The organism is Kitasatospora sp. NPDC034035 (assembly GCF_055575755.1).
Genome location: NZ_JBVISA010000021.1, coordinates 23589 through 44441, shown reverse-complemented (window position 1 = coordinate 44441; position 20853 = coordinate 23589). Strand labels below are relative to the sequence as shown.

22 protein-coding genes are annotated in these 20853 nt (G+C 71.1%); 11 read left to right on the top strand and 11 right to left on the bottom strand.

All coding sequences use genetic code 11. From position 1 onward, the window contains the following. Positions 1-46: 46 nt before the first annotated feature. From ACZ52J_RS27225 to ACZ52J_RS27200, 6 genes are all read right to left on the bottom strand, one after another. Positions 47-748, bottom strand: a complete 702-nt coding sequence (locus tag ACZ52J_RS27225; RefSeq protein ID WP_465622451.1) for an alpha/beta fold hydrolase — start codon at positions 746-748, stop codon at positions 47-49. A 347-nt stretch (positions 749-1095) separates the two neighbouring features. Next, complete coding sequence (locus ACZ52J_RS27220; RefSeq protein WP_465622450.1) at positions 1096-1560, bottom strand: hypothetical protein; 465 nt, start codon at positions 1558-1560, stop codon at positions 1096-1098. Positions 1561-1979: 419 nt separating this feature from the next. Continuing rightward, positions 1980-3878, bottom strand: a complete 1899-nt coding sequence (locus ACZ52J_RS27215; protein WP_465622449.1) for a Tn7 transposase TnsA N-terminal domain-containing protein — start codon at positions 3876-3878, stop codon at positions 1980-1982. A 106-nt stretch (positions 3879-3984) separates the two neighbouring features. Then, on the bottom strand, positions 3985-4107 hold the full coding sequence (locus ACZ52J_RS27210) for a hypothetical protein (RefSeq protein WP_465622447.1): 123 nt from the start codon (positions 4105-4107) through the stop codon (positions 3985-3987). 146 nt (positions 4108-4253) lie between these two features. Beyond that, on the bottom strand, positions 4254-4691 hold the full coding sequence (locus tag ACZ52J_RS27205) for an SMI1/KNR4 family protein (protein ID WP_465622446.1): 438 nt from the start codon (positions 4689-4691) through the stop codon (positions 4254-4256). 73 nt (positions 4692-4764) lie between these two features. Further along, the gene (locus ACZ52J_RS27200) at positions 4765-5346 is read right to left on the bottom strand and encodes a TetR/AcrR family transcriptional regulator (protein ID WP_360508981.1); all 582 of its coding nucleotides are present in this window, start codon (positions 5344-5346) and stop codon (positions 4765-4767) included. 278 nt (positions 5347-5624) lie between these two features. On the opposite strand from ACZ52J_RS27200, the gene ACZ52J_RS27195 reads away from it, so the two are divergent. From ACZ52J_RS27195 to thpR, 3 genes are all read left to right on the top strand, one after another. Next, the gene (locus ACZ52J_RS27195; protein ID WP_465622444.1) at positions 5625-6608 is read left to right on the top strand and encodes an amidohydrolase family protein; all 984 of its coding nucleotides are present in this window, start codon (positions 5625-5627) and stop codon (positions 6606-6608) included. Between the two features lie 419 nt (positions 6609-7027). Next, positions 7028-7390, top strand: a complete 363-nt coding sequence (locus ACZ52J_RS27190) for a hypothetical protein (protein WP_360508977.1) — start codon at positions 7028-7030, stop codon at positions 7388-7390. A 280-nt stretch (positions 7391-7670) separates the two neighbouring features. Further along, the gene (gene thpR / locus ACZ52J_RS27185) at positions 7671-8288 is read left to right on the top strand and encodes an RNA 2',3'-cyclic phosphodiesterase (protein WP_465622442.1); all 618 of its coding nucleotides are present in this window, start codon (positions 7671-7673) and stop codon (positions 8286-8288) included. Between the two features lie 177 nt (positions 8289-8465). On the opposite strand, the gene ACZ52J_RS27180 is transcribed toward thpR, so the two are convergent. Next, positions 8466-8783 carry a hypothetical protein gene (locus tag ACZ52J_RS27180; RefSeq protein ID WP_465622441.1) on the bottom strand — a complete coding sequence of 106 codons (318 nt, stop codon included), beginning with the start codon at positions 8781-8783 and terminating at the stop codon, positions 8466-8468. A gap of 274 nt (positions 8784-9057) precedes the next feature. Between ACZ52J_RS27180 and ACZ52J_RS27175 the strand changes: the two genes are divergently transcribed. From ACZ52J_RS27175 to ACZ52J_RS27155, 5 genes are all read left to right on the top strand, one after another. After that, a complete protein-coding gene (locus ACZ52J_RS27175; RefSeq protein WP_465622440.1) occupies positions 9058-9609 on the top strand; it encodes a YceI family protein in 552 nt (183 codons plus the stop codon). A 163-nt stretch (positions 9610-9772) separates the two neighbouring features. Then, complete coding sequence (locus ACZ52J_RS27170; protein ID WP_465622438.1) at positions 9773-10357, top strand: TetR/AcrR family transcriptional regulator; 585 nt, start codon at positions 9773-9775, stop codon at positions 10355-10357. A 90-nt stretch (positions 10358-10447) separates the two neighbouring features. Further along, positions 10448-11428, top strand: a complete 981-nt coding sequence (locus ACZ52J_RS27165) for a zinc-binding dehydrogenase (protein WP_465622437.1) — start codon at positions 10448-10450, stop codon at positions 11426-11428. Positions 11429-11644: 216 nt separating this feature from the next. Next, entirely contained in the window at positions 11645-12874 is a 1230-nt protein-coding gene (locus ACZ52J_RS27160; RefSeq protein WP_465622435.1) for a hypothetical protein, read from the top strand. Next, positions 12858-13628, top strand: a complete 771-nt coding sequence (locus tag ACZ52J_RS27155) for an alpha-ketoglutarate-dependent dioxygenase AlkB (RefSeq protein ID WP_465622581.1) — start codon at positions 12858-12860, stop codon at positions 13626-13628. Before ACZ52J_RS27160 ends, ACZ52J_RS27155 begins: the two co-directional genes overlap by 17 nt. Before the next feature lie 172 nt (positions 13629-13800). On the opposite strand, the gene ACZ52J_RS27150 is transcribed toward ACZ52J_RS27155, so the two are convergent. Further along, positions 13801-14769, bottom strand: coding sequence for an ArsR/SmtB family transcription factor (locus ACZ52J_RS27150; protein ID WP_465622580.1), 969 nt, complete (start codon positions 14767-14769; stop codon positions 13801-13803). 73 nt (positions 14770-14842) lie between these two features. Between ACZ52J_RS27150 and ACZ52J_RS27145 the strand changes: the two genes are divergently transcribed. Then, positions 14843-16096, top strand: coding sequence for an MFS transporter (locus tag ACZ52J_RS27145; protein WP_465622434.1), 1254 nt, complete (start codon positions 14843-14845; stop codon positions 16094-16096). A 25-nt stretch (positions 16097-16121) separates the two neighbouring features. Here ACZ52J_RS27145 and ACZ52J_RS27140 read toward each other — a convergent pair whose 3' ends face one another. Next, a complete protein-coding gene (locus ACZ52J_RS27140) occupies positions 16122-16979 on the bottom strand; it encodes an EamA family transporter (RefSeq protein WP_465622433.1) in 858 nt (285 codons plus the stop codon). A gap of 73 nt (positions 16980-17052) precedes the next feature. Between ACZ52J_RS27140 and ACZ52J_RS27135 the strand changes: the two genes are divergently transcribed. Continuing rightward, positions 17053-17931 carry a MurR/RpiR family transcriptional regulator gene (locus tag ACZ52J_RS27135; protein WP_465622431.1) on the top strand — a complete coding sequence of 293 codons (879 nt, stop codon included), beginning with the start codon at positions 17053-17055 and terminating at the stop codon, positions 17929-17931. Between the two features lie 226 nt (positions 17932-18157). On the opposite strand, the gene ACZ52J_RS27130 is transcribed toward ACZ52J_RS27135, so the two are convergent. Beyond that, positions 18158-18916, bottom strand: coding sequence for a hypothetical protein (locus ACZ52J_RS27130; protein WP_465622430.1), 759 nt, complete (start codon positions 18914-18916; stop codon positions 18158-18160). A 490-nt stretch (positions 18917-19406) separates the two neighbouring features. Between ACZ52J_RS27130 and ACZ52J_RS27125 the strand changes: the two genes are divergently transcribed. Continuing rightward, positions 19407-19949: a hypothetical protein gene (locus ACZ52J_RS27125; protein ID WP_465622429.1), complete on the top strand. Its 543-nt coding sequence runs from the start codon at positions 19407-19409 to the stop codon at positions 19947-19949. Positions 19950-20289: 340 nt separating this feature from the next. Here ACZ52J_RS27125 and ACZ52J_RS27120 read toward each other — a convergent pair whose 3' ends face one another. Further along, positions 20290-20682: a hypothetical protein gene (locus tag ACZ52J_RS27120; RefSeq protein ID WP_465622427.1), complete on the bottom strand. Its 393-nt coding sequence runs from the start codon at positions 20680-20682 to the stop codon at positions 20290-20292. Between the last annotated feature and the right edge of the window lie 171 nt (positions 20683-20853).

The window sequence follows — 20853 nt, the reverse complement described above, 5'->3', positions numbered from 1 at the left end:
CCTGGTCGCGTTACGTGGCCGGCACCTGGTCGCGTTGACGTCGCGGCTACGCGGGCTCCGTGCGCAGCAGCGCGTCGGCCAGCTCCCGGGGGCGGCTGAGGGCGGCCAGGTGGCCGCCGGGGATCTCCTCGATCTCCAGGCCCAGCCGTTCGCGGGCGATCCTGCGCTGGAACTCCAGGGGTAGGAAGCGGTCGTCCCGTCCCTGGAGGAACCGGGTCGGCACCTGCGGCCAGTGCGTCAGTGGCCAGGGCTGTGCGAACAGCGCGGAGGGCGGCGGCGAGCCGCCGATGGAGAGCGCCTCCTCGGTCACCTCGGCCGGGACGTCGTGGAAGAAGTCGGCCCGCAGGTCGAACCCGGGATCGGCGCCGCGCCCGGTGGCGGCCGCGTAGTCGGACCGGGCCTTGGCCTGGCCGGTGTTCTCCCACCACTGCCCGGCAGTCTCGCCGGGCGCCGGGACCATGGCGTTGAGCAGCACCAGCTCGGCGACGGGCACAGGCAGCCGCCCGCACACCAGCGGGGCCGAGAAACCCGCGAGCGACTGCGCCACCAGCACCAGCGGCCCGGTGAGGTCGGTGCGCTGTTCCACCGCTGCAACGACGGCCTGCGCGAACTCCTCCAGACCCGCGTGATCGTCGCTCGGCAGGTCCATCGTGACCACGTCGTGCCCCCGGGCCCGTAGCTCTGGCACCAGCCGGTGCCAGAACCAGGCCCGACCGTCGGCACCGGGAACGAGCGTGAAGGTCGCCATCCTCGTCCTCCCTCTACGGACTGCCGCCCACGTGGCACGTGGCTTTCTTGCCTCTCCGAAGCTACCGGCAGGCACTGACATCACTCGGCTGCCGGAAGTCACGGCGCGGCGCCGGGGAAGACCGATTCCCCACGCCCGCGACCCGCGCGGCCTGGTCACGTGGACTACGCGACGCCGAGGAGCGGCTCGCCTCCCTCACCCGGCTGCGCCACCCCGACGCGACCGAGCGGATTCACGCCCTGCCGGCCTGGGCCGGGGTCCCCGCCCGGGAGACCACCGGAGGCCTGAAGAGGCGGTAGGGGTGTTGGGCATACCCGCGCCTCGCGCTCCTGCCGCGGTCCGCCGGCTCAGTAGTGCTGCAGCCGGGCGGTCGTCTCCGCCATGATCCCGGCTGCCTGCGCGCCGGCCGTCTGCGGCCCGGCGGCGGCCTGCGGGCTTGCGATCGTGGCGCCGGTCTGCGGCTCGACGGCGGTCAGACCGGTCTCCTCCGTGACGAGGGCGGCCAGCCGGTAGGCGAGGGCCATGAACGTGTCGGCCTGCTCGCCCTCGTGCCAGTACGGAATCTGCATCGACACGTCCCCGCCGTACACCGACAGCTGGAGGCCGGACCCGTCGTGCCGGATCTCGCGCCACCGCTCGGCCTCCTCGGCCTGCGCCTCCCCGAGTATCTCCAGGGCCCGGGGCACGATGCGCCGCCATGCCCGGGCCAACTCGTCCGGCACTCCCGGATCCTGCACGCCCTCCTGGGCGGTCATCGCCGCCATCCAGTCCGAGTGGTGGCGCAGGTCGACGAAGAAGATGTCATAGCTCATGCGGGCCACCGTAGGGCCGACCCCTGACACCGCCATCAGGGTGTGCCGGGCCCGGGGCCCTGCCGGCCGCGAACTGCTGACCGGCGTCGTCCTGGCTCGCAAGGGGCCGTGAACGCGGACGAGGTCCGGTACCCGTGTGGGTACCGGACCTCGTCCGACAGTGGAGCGCCAGGCCCGGGTTGCACGGACTCTCCCTACTGAAAGTAGGGCGTGCTCTGGTAGCACCGCTGACGCCTGACGAGGAATCGTCTCCCTCGCGACGAGAAGAATACTAGCAGGTCAGCGGCCCCGGCACCGAAGTCGATCACGACGGTCTCGGGCGCGCCGGCCACCGTGATCGACTTCGGTGCCTCCACCGGTTGTCGGGTGGCGCCGACGCGTAGTGCCTGGGCCTGCGGAACGCGGACGCTGACCGGCTGTCAGGTCCGGGCGGAGTGTGCCTGGTCGATCAGCCGCTTCTTCCAGCCCTTGGGGGGAGGCCAGGGCACGCCCCATGCCGCGAGCTGGTCGCGACGCCATCCGCCGGCCGGGGTGCGGGCCGCCTCGATGTCCTCGGCGGTGGGGCGCACCGGCGCTGCCGGGGGTGGCGTTGGGTCGGCTTGCGGCAGCATGTCCTGGCCGGCTTCCACAGCGGCTGTCGCGTCGGGCCCGGGCACGGCCGTGCCGGCGCTCAGCCGGAACGGCCGGGTGCGCCAGTCCCATCCGCGGCTGAGGACCAGGGCCGTGAAGTCCATCCAGTCGGGGCGTTGACCGCCGGCCGCGGACACGACCTGCGGCCACCCCAGGACCGTCCCGTTGTCCAGCAACGGCTCGATGAGGTCGGCGAGTCGGGGGTCGGGCCGGTGTTCCTCCAGCAGGGCGCGGGTGCGGTGCCCGTCGGTGATCAGCAGGCCCCAGCCGCGTTCGCGGCACAGCTGTTCCAGGGCGCGGCACTTGGCGAGGTTGACGGCGGTGGCCATCTCGAAGAGTGCCTTGACCTCGACCAGGACGCAGCGCCCGTCGGTGGTGGCGACGAGCAGGTCGGGGAAGTAGGTGCGGGTGTGCCCGTCGAACTCGTAGCCGATGGCCAGTGGCTGTTCCTGGTAGTACGCGATCTGCGGGGCGAACGACAGGAGCTGGATCAGGTGGCGCTCGGTCTCCGACTCGTACGCCACCGGGCGGCCGAGTTTGGGGCAGTGCCACGATCCGGAGCGGGGGTCGTCGTCCTCGGCCTCGCGCAGCGCGGTCAGTTCGCCGCGCGGCGGAGCGTTCTCGGGTGTGCCGAACCAGGTGATCCGGTCCGCCAGGCGCTGCCACCTGGCGGTGGCCCGCTCGACGCGGCCCTGCCGGGAGGCCTCGCGGCGCTCCGCGTCCTGGCGCAGCGTACGGATCGTCATGGCCTGCGCGGCGAGGTTGTCGGCGGGCACCTTGCCCACCCCGGCGAGGGCGGCGAGCAGGGTGACCGCCTGGCGTGGTGCCACGGCCGGCAGCAGGACCTGGGCCAGGTCGAGCAGCCGCTCGGCGCTGGACGGTCCTTCGTCGCCCGACGGGGAGCCGTCGAGTCGCCCGAGTTCGGACACGAGCGCGCGGAGCCTGCCGGTGGCGGGCGAACCGGCGCGGGCCATCGCGCCCACGGCCCTGTTCTGCAGCTGGCGGATGCGTTCGCGGGAGAGGCCGAAGGCGTCGGCGATCTTCTCCTGGGTCTGTGCGTCATGGTCGCCCACGCCGAACCGGAGGCTCACGATCCGGCGGTCGCGCTCACCGGGTATCTCGTCGACGGCCGCGGCCAGGAGCTCGCGCAGGACCATCGCGGTGTCGTCGTCGCGCTCGGCGATGGCGTTCCACGACGGGGCGAGCGTGCGGGCGCCCGGGCAGCGGCATTCCAGCGCCCAGTCGTCCAGGAGCAGTTGCCGGGTCTCCTGCCACAGGCGCCGTCCCGTGTCCCGGCGTACCGCGCAGTCCACGGCGGCGAGCGCGCCGACCGCGGGGCGGGCGAGGAAGACCGGCTGCCGCTCGGCGCCGAGGGTGTGCCCGGTCAGCTGCTGCCAGTCGGCGAGGACACCGGCCGCGCCGGGAGCGGGCGTGGCCGGGGCCGGGGCCGTGGGGGTGTTGCCGGGGTCCGGATCGGGAGTGTCAGCGCCGCCGCCGGGCGGGAGGCAGGACCTCACCCACCGCAGCAGGTCCTCGTCGGTGGCATCGGTGGGGTTGGTGGCGCCGGTGGCGTCGGTGAGCGGAACGTGCCGGGCCAGGCGCACACGGATCGCGCCGACGGAACGGCCGTGCCGGACGGCGAGTTCGTCGAGGCCCAGGTTCTGTCGTACGCCCTCCAGCAGCCGCACGTCCTCGGCGTCGGCCCAAGCCAGACCTGACCTCGGAGCGGACGAATGACCCTGCACAATTCCCCCCACGGTTCGTGACAACAGGGTGGAGTATGCCCGCACCGCGTCACGCGAAGCGGCAGGTCCGTACCGACCGCACCTGCGGCGGCACCGCCGGCACCCGGAACGGCGCCGTCACCGGCGCGACGATCCACCGCCAGGCGGTCACGCCCCACCCCAGCGGAGTCATTCCCCCACCCCCCATGTCACGGACGCTGACCGGCGGCCCGGTCGGGCCGCTGCCCGGGGTCGTCCGCCGCGCTCCGGTCCGCAGAACGACTCTGGCCGGAGTCCGTGCGAGGTCAGGTCTTCAGCCTGCCGGGCGGGTCGCTTCGGCTACAGCCGGTACCAGTCGTCTCCGCCGACGCGCAGCGAACGGCCGAGGTAGTCGCGCAGGTTGTTGGCCACCCACCTGCGGCTGTCGCTCTCGTGCTCCCAGACGAACACGTCCGGGCGCTGCGGCTTCTGCACGAAGGCGAACTGATCGCCGCCGCCGTTGTCGCCGAAGAACATGAGGGCATCAAAGGACATGTAGAGCTGGGCGAAGCTTTCGTCGGACCAGAAGAGGAGGTTCCGCTCGACGATCTGATCGATGGTCCAGACCGTGTTCACGTGCGTGTGGCCGAGCACCCCGTTGCTCTCCGACAGCAACTGCCTGAGGTCCGTCGGCAGGGCTCGCCCCAGCCGCCTCTCGGCCTCGACGATCTCGGACGCCTCGACCGGTTCCCGAAGCCCTGCACCAGGAAAGACTTCCTGCACCGACTGTCTCCACATGACCGCGAGCTTAGCCAGTGGTGACGTCATTCCTGGTGAACGTCCGCAGCACCCGCAAGCTCCGGCGTGAGGCTTACTGGGCCTGGGTGGATGCGGGAGGCGGTGGCGAGGCCGGTTCGATCCCGGTGGTGACCCAGGGTCGGGCCGCGCGGGCGATCTCGGCGTCCGAGGCTGCGGTGAACGCGTCGAGCTTGAGGAAGTGCCGGGCGATGGTGAGCCCGAGGATGCTGCTGACGATCAGTGCGGCCCGCAGCTCGGTGTCCTCGCCGGTCATGTTGCGGCTCAGGTTGGCGATCCGCTCGTTGAGGAACGCGCTCATCTGCTCGGTGGCTTCCGGCGCGGTGAGCATGGACCGGACCAGGGCCCTGGTCTCCGGTGGCAGGTCCGCGAGCCTGACGTTCAGGACGTCGTGCAGGTGGGTCTCGATCTCGTCCTGGTCCGCGTCCTTCATCTGGATGGCGATGGCGAACAGGGCGGCCTTCGAACCGTAGTGCTGCATGACCAGCGACGGATCCACCTGCGCCCGCTGGGCGATGCGGCGGATCGTGGTCGCTTCGAGGCCGCGCTCCCCGAACTCCACCCGCGCGGCGTCCAGGATGCGTTGGGCGGTGGCCGCCCGCTTGGCTGCTCTGCTCGTCGGCTCGCTCTCACTCACAAATCCACTCTACCGCTGTTGAGCGAAAGGTGTACGGTTGGCTCACCAAACGATGAGCGAAGACGGGGGCCGGATGCCTCGGCCCTCTCCCCGGTTTGGTCGACACGCTCGAGGCCCGGACCGGCAAGGGCGCACTGCATGACCCGGACTACCAGGACCCCCCGGGCTGCCCGGACCACCCAGAGCACCCGGCCCTGCCCGGACTGCCGGGGCCGGACCGTCGACTGACAGCCCGCCCGAAGTCCACCCCTGACGACTGACGACCCGAAAGGGCCACCATGAAGATCATCGCCATCGAGGAGCACTGGAACAGCGCCGCCATCCGCGAAGCCCTCGACCGGCTGCCCGACGGTGCGCGCGACGAGAGCGTCGCCTTCAACACCATGGGCGACAACCAGGCACGGTTGGAGGACATCGCCCAGGGCCGGATCGAGGCGATGGACGCGGCCGGCATCGACATCGCGATCCTGTCCGTCGTCACCCCCGCCACACAGCCGCTCCCACCCAAGGACGCCGTCGCGCTGGCCAGGGACGCGAACGACGAGGCCACCGCCGCCGTCGCCGCGAATCCGACCCGCTTCCGCGCGTTCGCGACCCTCCCGACCAGCGACCCGCAGGCCGCCGCCGCCGAACTCGAACGCTGCGCCACCCGCCTGGGACACGTCGGCGCCATGGTGCACGGGCGCACCGGCTCCCGCCCACTGGACGACCCCGCCTACGACGAGATGTTCGCCACCGCCGCCCGACTGCGCCAGCCCGTCTTCATCCACCCGCAGATCGCCTCCGACGAACTGCGCGACGCCTCCTACCGGGGCCTGGACCCGCTGGTCGACCTCGGCCTTGCGACGTTCGGCTGGGGCTGGCACCTGGAGGCCGGCCTGTCGGCCCTGCGGCTGATCCTGCGCGGCACCTTCGACCGCCACCCCGACCTCCAACTCGTGCTCGGCCACTGGGGAGAGATGCTGCTGTTCTGGATGGACCGGGTCGACAGCCTTTCCGGCGTCGCCAAGCACCTGGACCGCCGCATCTCGGACTACCTCAAGACCAACATCCACATCACCAGCAGCGGCATGCTCCAGGAGCGCCTGCTCCGCCACACCCTCGACTTCACCAGCCCCGACCAGGTCCTGTTCTCCACCGACTACCCCTTCCACCGGCCCGACGCGGCAGCGGTCGAGCAGTTCCTCAACGCCATCCCCGACCCGGCGGACCGAGCCAAGATCGCCTACGGCAACGCCGAAGCCCTCTTCCACCTGACCTGACCTGACCACTCCCGCCCCGGGCCGACCACCGTCCGTGACGATCCGTCACCGTCCCACGGGGAAGGGAGCTCCCGCAGGTCCCGTCGCCATGGCCTGTCCGGATTCGTGAGACGTCTCAACCCGCAGGTCAGTGGCGTGTGAACAACTGAGACGTTGAGACAGCGGATCAAGGTTGCCGCCGTCGTGCGCCGCCCGACAGAGTGGGTGCCGCACCCCCTGGCCGCATGTGTCACTTCAGACCCGCGGGCGACGCCCGACGACGGCGAACCCCCGCACGCGGGACGGGGATCATGCATCGCCCGACACGCCTGTACATCAAGCACGGCGGCGCTCACGGTGCGCGGCAGCACCGCCATCACCCGGGGGATCCCTTGCGCCGACGCGGCGGACGGACGCCCATGGAGAAGAAGAGGAAAACCATGCGAAACGTACTCAAGAAGCTGGCAGCGACCGGCGTCGTCGCCGCCTCCGCGCTCGCCATGTCAATGGTCGGGGCCACGAGCGCCGAGGCCAACAGCCAGTACGGATGCCCGTACCCGTACGTGTGCATCTACGGCGGCGGAGGCTCGTCCTACCCGATCGTCGCGGAGTTCAAGGACGTCACCGACTACTTCCAGAACACCAACCACGGGGACGTCTGGTGGGTCGTCAACACCCGGAACCAGGACTACACCCACATCCAGCGGTCCGACGGCTTCGTCTTCTGCGTCCCGCCGAACGGCAACCTCGGTGGAGGAGGCACCATCACCGGGATCATGATCAGCAACGGCGGTTCGTGCTGACCCGGCTCTGACGCCACCGCCCCGGCCGGCGGGCCCCGGCCGGCGGCGCCGACCGTCGAGGTGTCGCGCCGCCAGGCACTCACCGGGTGCTGCTGATCCGCAGCGGTACCCCACATGGCGAAGCCCCGCCTGCCCGCCTGCCCGCCTGCCCGCCCGCCGACCCGTCGGGCGGGCGGGTGCGTTTCGGCCGGCGCGGCCGTGCCGGGGCGGCCTGGGCCCCGGTCGGTGGTCCGCACACCGGTGGGCGCAGGCGACCTGGCCTCGGCTAACCTCCCCCCTCGTGGACGATTCCCCCGAGCCCTCGACCCTGCGCGTCTTCGTGGCACTGGCGCCGCCCGACGACGCCAAGGACGAACTGGCCCGTGCCTTGCAGCCCGCCTACGCCAGGTACCCGCGGCTGCGGTGGAACCGGATCGAGGACTGGCACATCACCTTGGCCTTCCTCGGTGAACTGCCCTCCACGGCCCTGCCGTTGCTGCGGTCGGTGCTGGCCGGTTCGGCCGCGTCGCGCCCCGCCCTGCAGCTGGGCCTGCGCGGGGGCGGCCACTTCGACGAGCGACTGCTGTGGAGCGGGATCGACGGGGACCTGGGGGGACTGCACCTGCTCGCCACCGACGTCCGGGAGCTGGTCAGGTCCTGCGGGATCGAGTTCAGGGACCGCCCGCTGCGGCCCCACCTGACCCTGGCACGGTCCCGTCGCGACGATTCCACCAGTGTGCCGCTGGCCGCGGCCGGGCTCACCGGGTTCGTGGGCCGGCCGTGGCGGACCGAGCGACTTCACCTGGTCGGCAGCAACATCGGCCGCGGCCCCGGGCCGATCCGCTATCGCGACATCGAGGCGTGGCGATTCGCCGCCGCCGTCCGGACCAGAGGCGACGGCGCTCCCACCGAGCCGTAGCCGGCAGGCGGGCGCCCGCTGGGCGGAAGGTGACGGGCAGGGGGCGACGGAACCCTGCCCGGCTGCTCCGGCCCGCCACCACCGGCCCGCCACCACCGGCTCGTCGACGGCGCCGGACTGCCGACGAGCGCCCCGGCGGTGTTCACGCCCCGGCGGTGTTCACGCCCTGGCGGGGTTTCAGGGGATGCGGCTCGGGGAGGGCGCGAACGGAGCCCCGACGGCCCCGGGGACGAGCGGGCTGCCGGCTGCGGCGCTCTGGCACGTGCTGCAGGTGGTGCAGGTGTACCGGCCCGGCCGGCTGGGCGGGTACGGGGCGATGGTCATGTCGGAGGTGGCCAGGCCGCAGAAGGTGAGGGGGCTGCAGGCGCCGGAGGGTTCCGCGGGGGCCTGGTGCGCGCGGCGCACGGCGTTCTCGGGGTCTGCCGGTGTGCGGTCGGGCTGAAGGGCCCGAACGTTGGTCGGCGTATTCATTTCCAGCACGACGACGATGTCCATCTCCCTACGGTGGCCGCGGATGCGGCGGGCCGCACCCGTACGGTGGCATCCGGATGGACGGCGGCGTCGCCGCAGCCCTGCGCACCGGAGGCCGGGACCCTGTGCGAGGAAGGCGGGCAGCGGCCGGCCGGTGGCCCGTGTTCGCCGGCCGGAGTGCATTGCGCGGGCCCCTCGGTGCGTCCGGCCGACGGGGGAATCGGCGCGCCCTAGCGTGGGCCCGGAACGATCCGGCCGTACCGGCGCCGCGATCCTGGTCTTTCGGAGGCACCTCACTGTGACTGCCACAATCTCTGAGCTCACCGGGGACTACGTCCTCGACCCCGCCCACACCCGGATCGGCTTCGTCGCCCGTCACGCGATGGTGACCAAGGTCCGCGGCGCGTTCCACCGGTTCGAGGGCACCGCCCACCTGGACGGCACCGCGCCGGCCCGCTCCACTGCCGAGGTCGTGATCAAGGCGGAGAGCATCGACACCGGCGTCGAACAGCGCGACCAGCATCTGCGCACCAACGACTTCCTGGACGCTCCCAACTTCCCCGACATCACCTTCCGCAGCACCTCGGTCGAGCCGCGCTCCGATACCGAGTACCGCGTCACCGGTGATCTGACCATCAAGGACACCACCCGCCCGGTCACCATCGACTTCGAGTACACCGGCAACGTCGTCGACCCCTCCGGCGACCTGCGGGTCGGGCTGGAGGGATCGGTGACCATCTCCCGCAAGGAGTTCGGCGTGACCTGGAACGCGGCCTTGGAAGGCGGCGGCGTGCTGGTCGGCGACAAGATCGTCCTGGAGTTCGACATCTCCGCGATCAAGAAGGGTTAGCAGCGACCGGCCCGCGGACCGGACCACCGAGCGGACCAGCGAGCGCATGCTGCCCGGCGGCCGGGTCGTGCGGACGGCCCCGTGCCGGCCCGGCCGCCCGGTCCCGCAGGTTCGGCGCAGTGACGGCATTGTTCTTGAATGAGCATTCATGTATCTTCGTCCCATGCCCAGGCCTCGCGAGTTCGAACCCGACGCCGTACTGAACGGAGCCATGCTGCGCTTCTGGAAGCGCGGCTACCGGGCCACCTCGATCGAGGACCTGGTGAAGGCGACCGGCGTGAAGCCGGGCAGCATCTACAGCGTCTTCCCCGGTGGCAAGCGGGCACTGTTCCTGAAGTCGCTGGAGCGCTACTCCCGGTTGGTCGTGCCGCAGAAGCTCGGCGAGCTGGAGGCGGCCGGCGCGGGCCTGGCGGAGCTGCGGGGCTACTTCGACGGACTGGTGCGGGACCTGCTCAGCCCGGAGGGGCGGCAGGGGTGCCTCCTGGTGAACACCGCGATCGAGGACGCAGCCGAGGACGACGAGGCCGCGGCCGTCGTCCGCGGTCACCTGGCCCGACTGGAGCGCTGCATGACCACGGCGCTGGAGAACGCCCGCCGTCGCGGGGAGGTCCGCGAAGCGGTGGACCCGGCCGGCAGTGCCAAGCTGCTGGTCGCGACGTGCCAGGGGTTGATGGTCGTCGGCAAGGCCAACCCGGACGAGGCGCTGCTGCGGGTCATCACGGACAACGCCTTCGCCGCCCTCGTCTGAGGGGCGGGCGGAGCGGACAAGGGCCACCGGACAGGGTGGCCCTTCTTTCGGCCCGATAGTTGAATCACCATTCAAGAACAGGAAGCGATCATGAAGGCCATCACCATCTCCGCCTACGGCGGCCCCGAGGTCCTCGCCGTCACCGAACTGCCCGACCCCGTGCCCGCCGCCGGCGAGGTGCTGATCCGCGTCAAGGCCATCGGCCTCAACCACGCCGAGGCGTACATGCGCGCGGGCGCCTGGGGCGAGGTCGCGCCCGTCACCGGGATCGAGTGCGCCGGAACCGTCGAATCCGACCCGTCCGGCGAACTCCCCACCGGCACCACGGTCGTGGCGATCCTCGGCGGCATGGGCCGCACCCGCAACGGCAGCTACGCGGAGCTCGTCACCGTACCCGCGACCAACGTGGTACCGGTCCGCTCCACCCTCGGCTGGGCCGACCTGGCAGCCGTCCCCGAGGTCTACGCGACCGCCTGGAGCGCCCTGTTCGGCACCCTGGAACTGCGCCCCGACGAGACGGTCCTGGTCCGCGGCGCCACCTCCTCGCTCGGCCAGGCCGCCGTCGACCTCGCCGTCGACCACGGCGCCCGCGTCCTCGCCACCACCCGCAACCCCGCCCACGCCACCCTGCTCAGGGACCTCGGAGCCGAAGACGTACTCATCGACGACGGCCGTCTGAGCACCCGGGTCCGGGACCGCGGCATCCTCGTGGACGCCGTCCTCGACGTCGTCGGCAACAGCGTCCTGCGCGACTCGCTCGCCAGCGTCCGACCCCGCGGACGGGTCTGCCAGGTCGGCTTCCTCGGCGGCTTCGCACCGGTAGCCGACTTCGACCCCATCGCCGACCTTCCCAGCGGCGTCCGGCTCAGCTTCTTCGGCAGCGCCTTCGTCCTCGGCAGCCCCGAATTCCCGCTCTCCGACATACCGTTCGACGCCATCTACGCCAAGGTCGAGACGGGTGCCCTGCGCGGCCGCCCGACCCGGACCTTCCGCTTCGAGGAGATCGTCGAGGCCCACCGCGTGATGGAGAGCGGTCAGGCCCTCGGCAAGATGACCGTCACCGTCGACTGACCGCACCGCATCGCATCGTTGGGCTGCCGGCCGGCCGGCCGGCTGGGTGGGTGGCAGAACCCGTTGCCCGCTGTCGAGCCCCCGTGAGAGCATCAAGGTTCAATGGTCCGTCTCCTTCCGTTTACGCCTTGCCGCGCAAATGAAAGAGTGCGGGCCGTTGCCATGTCCACGATTTTGAGCAATCCACCAAGATCTGCGAATGGCAGGTACGGTTTGATGTACACGGCAGGGTCGGCAGAAGCCCGCATCGAGGATGCGAGCAACATCCTGGTTGCGCCTTCGGCGTTGCAGGATCATGACGTGGTCGGGGAATTCTTCGGGTCCACAATCACGCCGGAGGACCTTGCTTCCGGTTCGCCCGACCTCGCGCAGAAGACCGTCTACCTGTGTGGCGACATATCCGGGATCAGCGGCCGCCGACTGCGTGCGGCTGCCCGGGTGTTCGTCATCCGGGAGCTGTCGCACGGTTACCGCGAGGGCCTCGACGAACCTTGGACCTTCGTCGACCTCGGCCGGGTCCCCGTCCGCGTACACGGCGTCGGCGTGTACTACCGCCGCTTTTTCGGACTCGGCGCCGATCACTTCGGACGGATCCGTGCGGAGCACGCGTTCCAGTCCCTGACGGAGTCCACGAAGCCCGGAACGGCCCATCGCAGCGGAATCTATCTGACGCCCGTCACACGGAACGGCGACGAACTGCATTTCCGCCTGCTCCGGTGCTCCACGAATCTCTCGGGGCCGACCGAGGGCTTCCGCCCGACCGACACGCACATCGTCGAGGCTCTGAACCGCGAGGCCGCCGCCGTCTTCCGGGGGCAGGCGCCGCTGAATCACGTCCTCGCTCAGATCTACCACAACACCCTTGCCACGGCCGAGCGCAAGCAGTCCAAGGCCAAGATCTCGGCGCATGCCGACAAGACCAAGGACATGCCCGACAACGGCATCATGGCCTTCTGCACCTTCTATGACGGGCTCGACAAGCTGCAGCCCCTGGCCGAAGACGTCTTCGACCACGGGGTGAAGGGCGCCAGCGGGCTGACCAAACTCCACTTCCGCCTCAAGGAGCCGACCGAAGGCCGCGACGGGGTCGCGCTCCCCCCGCAGTTCACCCTGACCCTCTATCCCGGCTCCGTGTTCTTCATGCCGCTGTCCACCAATCGCCTGTACACGCATGAAATCCGGCCCTCGGCGTTGGACGCCGAGCTGCTCCCGACCCGCCTGGGGTACGTGGTGCGCTGTTCGAGCGCCGAAGCCGTTCACAAGAACGGCCACACGTTCCTCAAAGTGGCCGGGGATCTGGTGCAGCTGGGCCCACCCACACCGGCGGGAATGGCAGAGCTGCGCAGGCTGTACGCCGAGGAGAACAGGACCTCGTCCTTCATCGACTACGGCGACGAATTCCTCTTCAGTATGAACACGGGAGACTATGTTGCCCCCCAGGTCTAGGATCTCGGACGAGATCCTCTCGTGCGCTTTGCCGGCCGAGGACAATCTCTTTGCGGAACTGTCCGCGTCGGCTCGTCTGGAAGACGTAGGAAAAGGCCGGAGGGGCGCCGTACTCGCCAAGATCGACGAGGCGGGCGGTGTTCCTCTCGTACGGACGACCACTCGGTACGGCAGTCCGACGCAGCGTTTTCTGGCAGTGCATGAGCAGCTGGCGCAACGGATCCGGGAACGCGCGGCACTTTCGGTCGGCTTCAACAACGCTCTCATCGAGAGCTACACGAACGCCTACACGACCATGGGTAGCCATTCCGACCAGGCCCTCGATCTGGCCGACGAGTCGTTTATCGCCGTCTTCTCCTGCTACCGGCGTCCCGAAGCGGGCCCGCCGAGGAAGCTGGTCTTCGAATCGAAGGGGTCCGATGGCGAGAAGTTCGAGATCCCCCTCGCCCACAACAGTATCGTCGCGTTTTCCGTCGACTTGAATCGGCGGCTCAGGCATAGAATCGTATTGGACGCGCCCGCCCACGCGGCGGACAACCAGTGGCTGGGTGTAACCTTTCGAACGTCAAAGACCTTCGTTCGGTTTCGCGACGGACACGCATACCTCCCACAGGGTGTGCGCCTCATGTCGGCCGACGAGGAGCAGAGGCGCGAATTCTACCGACTACGGCGCCGTGAGAACACCGAAACGGACTTCGTTTATCCCCCGCTGACGTACACCATCAGCGAGAGCGATCTGATGCCGCCCGTCTGACCCTGTGCTCTTGTGAACGACCCTCGTTGTCGGCGGCACGGTGCGGCCCTCGTCCCGGCTTCCGCTCCGAATTGACGCTCCGTCAGGGCGGGGCCGACCCCGGCAGGGGGCGGGGTCCAACGGGTCCAACGGGTCCAACGGGTCCAAGGCGAAAGGCCGTTCGCGCAGCCGGTCACGGCCCCAGCAGGAGCTCCGCCGCCTCGGTGCGCAGGTACAGGACCGTGCGGCCGGTGCGGTGGCGGGCGAGGAGGCCCGCGTCGTGCAGGGCGCTCAGATGGTGGGACACGTTCGGGGCGGACAGGTCGGTGCGGGCGGCGAGTTCGGTGGTGGAGGCGGGGGAGTCCAGCTCGGCCAGCAGCAGGGCGCGGGTGCGGCCGAGCACCCGGGCCAGGCCCTCCGGCACCGGCGTGGCCGCCGCCTCCCACAGCGTGGCCACCCCGCGCGGCGGATAGACCAGGCCCGGCTGCCACGGCGGGTTCTGCTGCGAGAACACCCCCGGCCAGGCGAAGACCGTCGGCACCAGGACCAGGCCGCGTTCGCCGTCCAGACGGCGGTGCACCTCGACCCGGGAGTGGCCGATCCGCAGGGTGTCGCGCTCCCAGGACACCAACGGGTGCAGGTCGGCGAAGAGCTCCGCCGGCCCGCCCGCCGACATCTGCCGGGCACGCCGCAGGATCTCGCCCTCGGTCAGCCGCAGCATCTGCGGCCAGTGCGGGGCGATCGCGGCCTCCCAGTACGCCCTCACCTCGGCCGCGAGCCGGGCCAGTCCGGCCTCCGGATCGTGCGCCAACCCAGCCACCAGCGGGTGGAGTTCGCCCTGGATCCGGGCGATGTCCCGGCGCACCACGGCCGGATCGGTCGCGGCCAGCGCGGCCGTCTGCTGCCCGATCGTCAGGTCCGGGCCCTCCGGGACCGGCGTCAGGAAGTCCACCACGTACACCGTCGGCAGCCGGACCAGCGCCGACAGCAGCTCCCAGCCCACCCCCTCCAGCCGCTTCCGCGCCTGCCGCACCCAGGGCAGGTGCGCGGACTGCCGGCCCGGATCCTTGAGCACCTCGACGCTCGTCGTGACCTCGCTCAGCGGGGACCGGGCGAAGCGCGTCCGGGCCAGGTCCTGTGCTGAGAACTCCCAGGTCAACACGGGCACCTCCGGTGAGCATTCGATCCTGATGGAATCAATGGGCGGCGATGATCATCCCAGGCAGCCTCGGACCATGACCACCGCCACCCCGCCCCTGCTGCGTGACCGCCTCGGCCTCCCCGCCACCACCGGACACGCCCGCCTGATCGGCGCCCACGTCGTCGACAGCCTCGGCACCGGGCTGATCCTCGCCTTCACCCTCGTCTACTTCGCCGACACCACCGGCCTGTCCGTCGCCGCCGTCGGCGCCGCCGTCTCCGCCGCTCGCCTGCTCGCCCTGCCCACCGCCGTCGCCGTCGGCCCGCTGCTCGACCGCTACGGCGCCCGGCCCGTCGCCACCGCCGGCAACGCGCTCTCCGCGCTCGCCTACGGCGGCTTCCTGCTCGCCCACCAGGCCTGGCAGATCGTGCTGGTCTGCCTGCTCGCCCAGATCGGCCAGGCCGCCTACTGGACCAGCAGCACCGGGCTGGTCGTCCTCGCCGCCGACGAGGGGGAGCGGCCGCGCTGGTTCGCCCTCGTGCAGACCCTGCGCAACGCCGGGCTCGGCCTCGGCGGGGCGCTCGCCGCCGTCCTGGCGGCCGGGGGCGGCACCGGGGCGCTGCGGCTGCTCGTCGCCCTCAACGCGGTCAGCTACGCCCTCGCCGCGGCCCTGCTGGGCACCTGGCGGCCCGCGGAGACGGCTGACGCGGCGCGGACCCGGACCGAGGCACCCGCCGGCGGCCCCGTCACCCCCGACGGCCCCGGCGGCTACCGGGCGGTGCTGCGCGACCGGCGCTACCTGCTGCTGATCGCGATCAACCTGACCTTCGTCTTCGCCTCGATGATCCTGAGCATGCTGCTTGCCCTCTACCTCACCGAGGGCCTGCACCGCGACGCCTGGACGGCCGGCGCCCTGCTCGTCCTCAACGGCGTCCAGGTGGTGCTCACCCAGAGCGCCGTCGCCCGCCGGCTCGAACGCTTCCGCCCCACCCGGGTCGTCGCCGCCGGCGCCCTGCTCAACGCACTCGCCTTCGCCCTGTTCGCCCTCGTCGCCGCCGCCCCCGGCTGGGCCGTCCTCGGCGGCCTGTTCACCGCCATGGCCGTCTACAACCTCGCCGAGACCGTCGCCACCCCCTTCCGCGAGGACCTCAGCGTCTCCCTCGCCGACCCGCACCGGCGCGGCCGCTACCTCGCCCTCTACCAACTCTCCTGGAACGTCGGCCAAGCCGTCGCCCCCGGACTGCTCACCCTGCTGCTCACCCGGGCCGCCGTCCTGCCCTGGCTGTTCCTGCTGCTCCTGAGCATCGCCGCGGTGCCAGCCCTGGTACGGCTGGAACGCACCGCCTGACGGGCCGTTGTCCGCGGGCGAAGGCTCACGCCCGGGCGAGCTCCAGGACGGCGATCCCGCCGAGGACGGTGAGCGCGGCCGTCAGCCGCAGCCGTCCGAGGCGCTCGCGGAACACCACGGTGGCGATCAGCGCGGCGATCACGATGCTGGTCTCGCGAAGCGCCGCCACCGCCGCCAGGTTGCCCCGGGACTGCGCCCAGACCACCAGGCCGTACGCCGTCAGCGACAGCACCCCGCCGAGGATCCCGACCGGCAGCACCTTGCGCACCCCGGTGAGCAGGGTGCGGCCGCGCCGGGCCCAGACGACCGCGACGAGCGTCGGCCCCTGGAGCAGGAACAGCCAGGCCACGTAACCGCCGACGGTGCCGGCGTGCCGGACGCCGCTGCCGTCCAGCACCGTGTAGCCGGCGATCATCGTCCCGGTACCGGCGGCGGCCGCGAGAGCGGGCAGCTGCGCCCGCCCGGGTATGCCCTGGGCGAAGGCCAGCCCGATCAGCCCGCAGGAGATCACCACCACACCCACCAGCTCGCCCGCCCCCAGGTGCTGGCCGAGCACCGTCACCGACAGCAGCGCGACCAGCAGCGGCGCCGAGCCGCGGGCGATCGGGTACATCTGCCCGAAGTCGCCCAGCTGGTACGCCCGCAGCAGCAGGACCGTCGAGATCGTCTGGATCACCGTGGAGGCCAGCAGGTACGGCCAGGCCGCGGCGGCCGGCAGCGGGTTGACCGCGACCAGCACCAGGGCGCAGGCGGTGTAGGTCAGGTTGATCAGCGCGAAGCCGACCATCTTGTCCGGGATCCGGTGCGCCAGCCCGTTCCACACGGCGTGCAGCACGGCGGCCGTGAGCACGACCAGCGGCACGGCCGGCCCGATTTCTGACATGGCGAAGCTCCCCTCCCGTCAGCCTGCCGGATTCCGGCAGGCCTGGAACTGAATTCCACGCTACCCTAGATCCATGGAAGAACGTTCCGAATTTTTCACGCCCCTGGAATCCCAGCTGGCCGCGCAGATCCGGGCCCGGCTCGGCGAGCTGCGCGGCACGGAGGCGAGGGTCGCCCAGGTGGTGCTGGACCGGGGCACCGCCCTGGTGCACCTGAGCGTCAGCGACGTCGCGGCGCTGGCCGGGACGGCCCCCTCCTCGGTGGTCCGGGCCTGCCAGCGGCTCGGCTTCCGCGGCTTCCAGGAGCTCAAGATCGCCGCCGCCCTGCACGCCCCCGCCGCTCACGCCCCCGCCCCGGGGCCGGCCGCGGACCCCGACGACCCGGCCGCCCGGGCGCTCGCCGACACCCTGCGCGCCGCCCGGGAGGCCCTGGAGGGCATCACCGCCACGCTCGGCCCGGACGACCTGCGCGCAGCCGCCGAACTGCTGAACGGCGCCCCCCGGGTGCTCCTGGTCGGCGCCGGGCTGTCCGGCGCGGTGGTGCTCGACCTCGCCTACCGACTGCGCGCGCTCGGCCTGCTGGTGGACGCCCCGGCCGACTCGATGACCGCCCAGCTGGTGGCCGCCGGACTCCCACCGGGCGCCGTCTGCCTGGCCGTCAGCCACACCGGTGGCACCCACAGCGTGGTGGCCGCCGCCCGCAGCGCCCGGGCGGCCGGGGCCGAGGTGCTGGCGCTCACCAGCTACGCCCGCTCGCCGCTCACCGAGACGGCGACCTGCACCCTGATCGCGGGCGGCCAGGACCTGGTCTTCGGCCTGGAGACCACGGCCAGCCGGCTCGCCCACCTGGCCGCCGTGGACGCGCTCGCCCAGACCCTGCTGGCGCTGCGCGGACCGAGCGCGGAGCAGGCCCTGCGGCTTGCCGCGGACGTCTGCGCGGACTACGTGTACTAGGGCATCCCTGGCAAGTGAGACGAATTTCCGCCCAACGAGGCGTTGGTGGATTGCGTTCTGACGCAAGGTCGGAACGTGTCATCGGCGAGGTCCTCATTCGGCCGAACCAGCCGAATATCACCCATGCAGGGCGCGCCGGAACGGAGGACAGGCCGGGTCCAGCCCGGATGCCGGCAACCCCTCCGTACCCCAGTCGTATACGACAGGTGGCGACATCCGAGGCAGGTCACGCGGGTGTGGTTGGCTTCGCACGGGTGAGTTCCACCCACCGGCTCACCTCGTCGGCGTGGCTGCCTGCGGCTGTTGCCTCCGCGACAGCCGCGACGGCCTCGGGCGTCGGCCCACCGCTGCGGAAGAGCAGGGCAAGCGGCCAGGACGGAGTGCTCGGCTGCCCGCTGTCGAACGCGTTCCAGCACCAGGGAGCGTCGAACCTCCACGCCCGCCCGTCGCGGTCGACGACCTCGTCGCCGGTCTCCAGGAACGCGTAAGGGCGGAAGAGCAGTTCGAGCTGGAACGGCACACCGCCGGCCGGGTCGATCTCGTAACCCTGCTCCTCGAGCCTGGCGTCATAGGACTCGCCCTGCCGCAGGACGTCGAGGTAGGTCGTAGGTCGTGGCAGCCAGCCTGTCTCCAGAGGCGGATCGAAACGGTGGACCGCCAGGACGTGCACCACGGTCGGGGGGATCCCCACCAGGCACCTGTCGCCGGCCTTCAGCGTTTCCTCCGCCGGCCTCGTCCGGAAGTACTCGCTCTTCCAGTCGTCGTCCGCGGGCGTCGGAAGCGCCACGTCGCCGTTCCACTCGATCCAGTCCGCCGCAGTGTCGATCTCCCACCACGGCCAGCGCACCGAGACGTGGTACCGGGAGACCCCGGTGACCGTGACCTCGGTGAACGGGCATCCCATTCTCAACACGTCGCCCGAACGGTACCGAGTGCCGTCAACGCTGCGAGCGCCGGCTCCGGCTGATGCCGCCTGACTGTCCACGATGCCTCCCCCTGAGTTCGCGAAGCGATCATCACAGAGGTGGGAAGCGATCTCAAAGGGCTGGGACGTCGTCGGCCGGCCCCTCTCGTGAACACCCGCTGTCGCCGCCGGTGCGCCGCAGTGCGCGGGGACGGGACGGTGTTCGCGGAAGCGGGGGGCCATAGCTTTGAGCAATTTGGCCGGCAAGTGCCGCTGACCGCCTCGCCAGACTTCGCGCACGCCATGCCGCAAGCATGGCCGTGACGCCGGGGAGGCCCGTGACGCAAAGCGCCGTCCGACAGATATCGAAGCGCGGACGACGGAATCGCCTGACCGCCGTGGCTGCTGTAGCCGTTCTCGGTGGCGGCTTCGCGGTCAACGCATGGATGAACCGGGGCCCGGAAACCAAGGTCCACGAAGGCCCCGTGGCCGGCTACCCGCTGCTGGTCAGCTCGGACGGCCAGACCCTGACACTCAGCATCGGCTGGGCTGCGAGAAGCAACCCGAGCTCGTGGCCCGCGAGTCCGCCAACGCGGTGAAGATCTCCCTACGGCACACAGTTCCCCCGGGGTTCTGCGACGATGGCGGCTACGGACAGATCACCACCCATCTGAACAAACCGCTCGGAACCAAGACGCTGAACGACGCCACCGGCAAGCCCGCCGTCCACTTCGAGGAGCGCAACCTCCTCCGGCCCGCGTTCCTGCCGGAGAACTACTACCCCTACCCTGCGGGCGAGATGGTCCAGTTGCCCGGCCTGGCCTCCCTTCCGACCGACACCCCCGCCTGGGCCGTCGGGTACACGCTGGGCACAGGGGCCGACGTGCAGGGGAGCCTGATCATCAGCCAGATCCTCCGGAACAGCACGCCGCCGGACGGCCGGGCCGCCACAGTCGAGGGCCATCCCGCGACCATCACGCCACCGAACCCTCAGAACGGTCCCCGTTCGCTGACATGGTCGGACGGGACCTATACCTTCGTCGTCACCACCGGCGCCCCACCGCGGCTCTCGGACGCGGAACTCATCCGCGTTGCCGAGAGCCTCGGCAGCTGACACCACACGGACGAGGTCTGGTGGGGCCGTTCACCGGACCGGCCCCACCAGCCTGCCGCGTTCGGTCCCTGGCCGACCGTCTACGGCAGGTCCCGGGGGCGGGCTGACCGGCAAGGTCCGCCTCGCCGTCGAACCTGCCATCGGCGGGCCGACGATCGCGTGGGTGGGGCGGCGGTCCGGCGCGAGGCCGGGTCGTCGAGGTCGCCGGCTGTCCTGGCGGCGATGGAAGACGATGGAATCGGCCGTGAACAGTGGCTCACCTGGCCTGTCGACGGGTTGATGCGGAAGCGGTCCGCCCATGCCCTGGGCGGACCGCTTCGGCGTTATCGCGGTGAGGTTGTCACAGGCCGACCTCCGACGAGCACCGCCGGAACGGGATCGGGGGGAACCAGCCGACGGTGTCGTTGCCGCAGACGTGAACGCTCGTGATCCGCTCGTGGTACTTGACCGCGCCCGCCTCGTTCTTCCCGAGTTGCAGCTCCCGTACCTGACCGGAGGCGGTCTTCGCGTAGGCGGTCGCTCCGTTGAAGCGGGTGCCGGTGGACATCCAGATCCAGCCGTCCGAGCAGTTGTCCACCTGGACCTGGACGTCGTAGAAGCGCAGAGGGCGGGTGCAGCCCGCGGTGGCGGCGGTGCCCGCCGAGGCCGGGGTGGCCGACACGGCGGTCAGCGCGGCCACGGCGAGGCCGAGGGTGGCGGCTGTCTTCGGCAGCTTGCCCGACAGGAAGTTCATGTGTGACTCCAAGATTGCATTCCGAGGTGTCTGCTCGCGCAGTGGTTCAAGTGTTCTCCAGGCAGCACACGTGTGGCATCAGTCATTTGACTGCTGGGTGTGTATACGTATGTCCGCTTCGAGGATCGGAGGTGACGGCTCGGAGCAACTCGGAGTGAACCCGGCACGTGA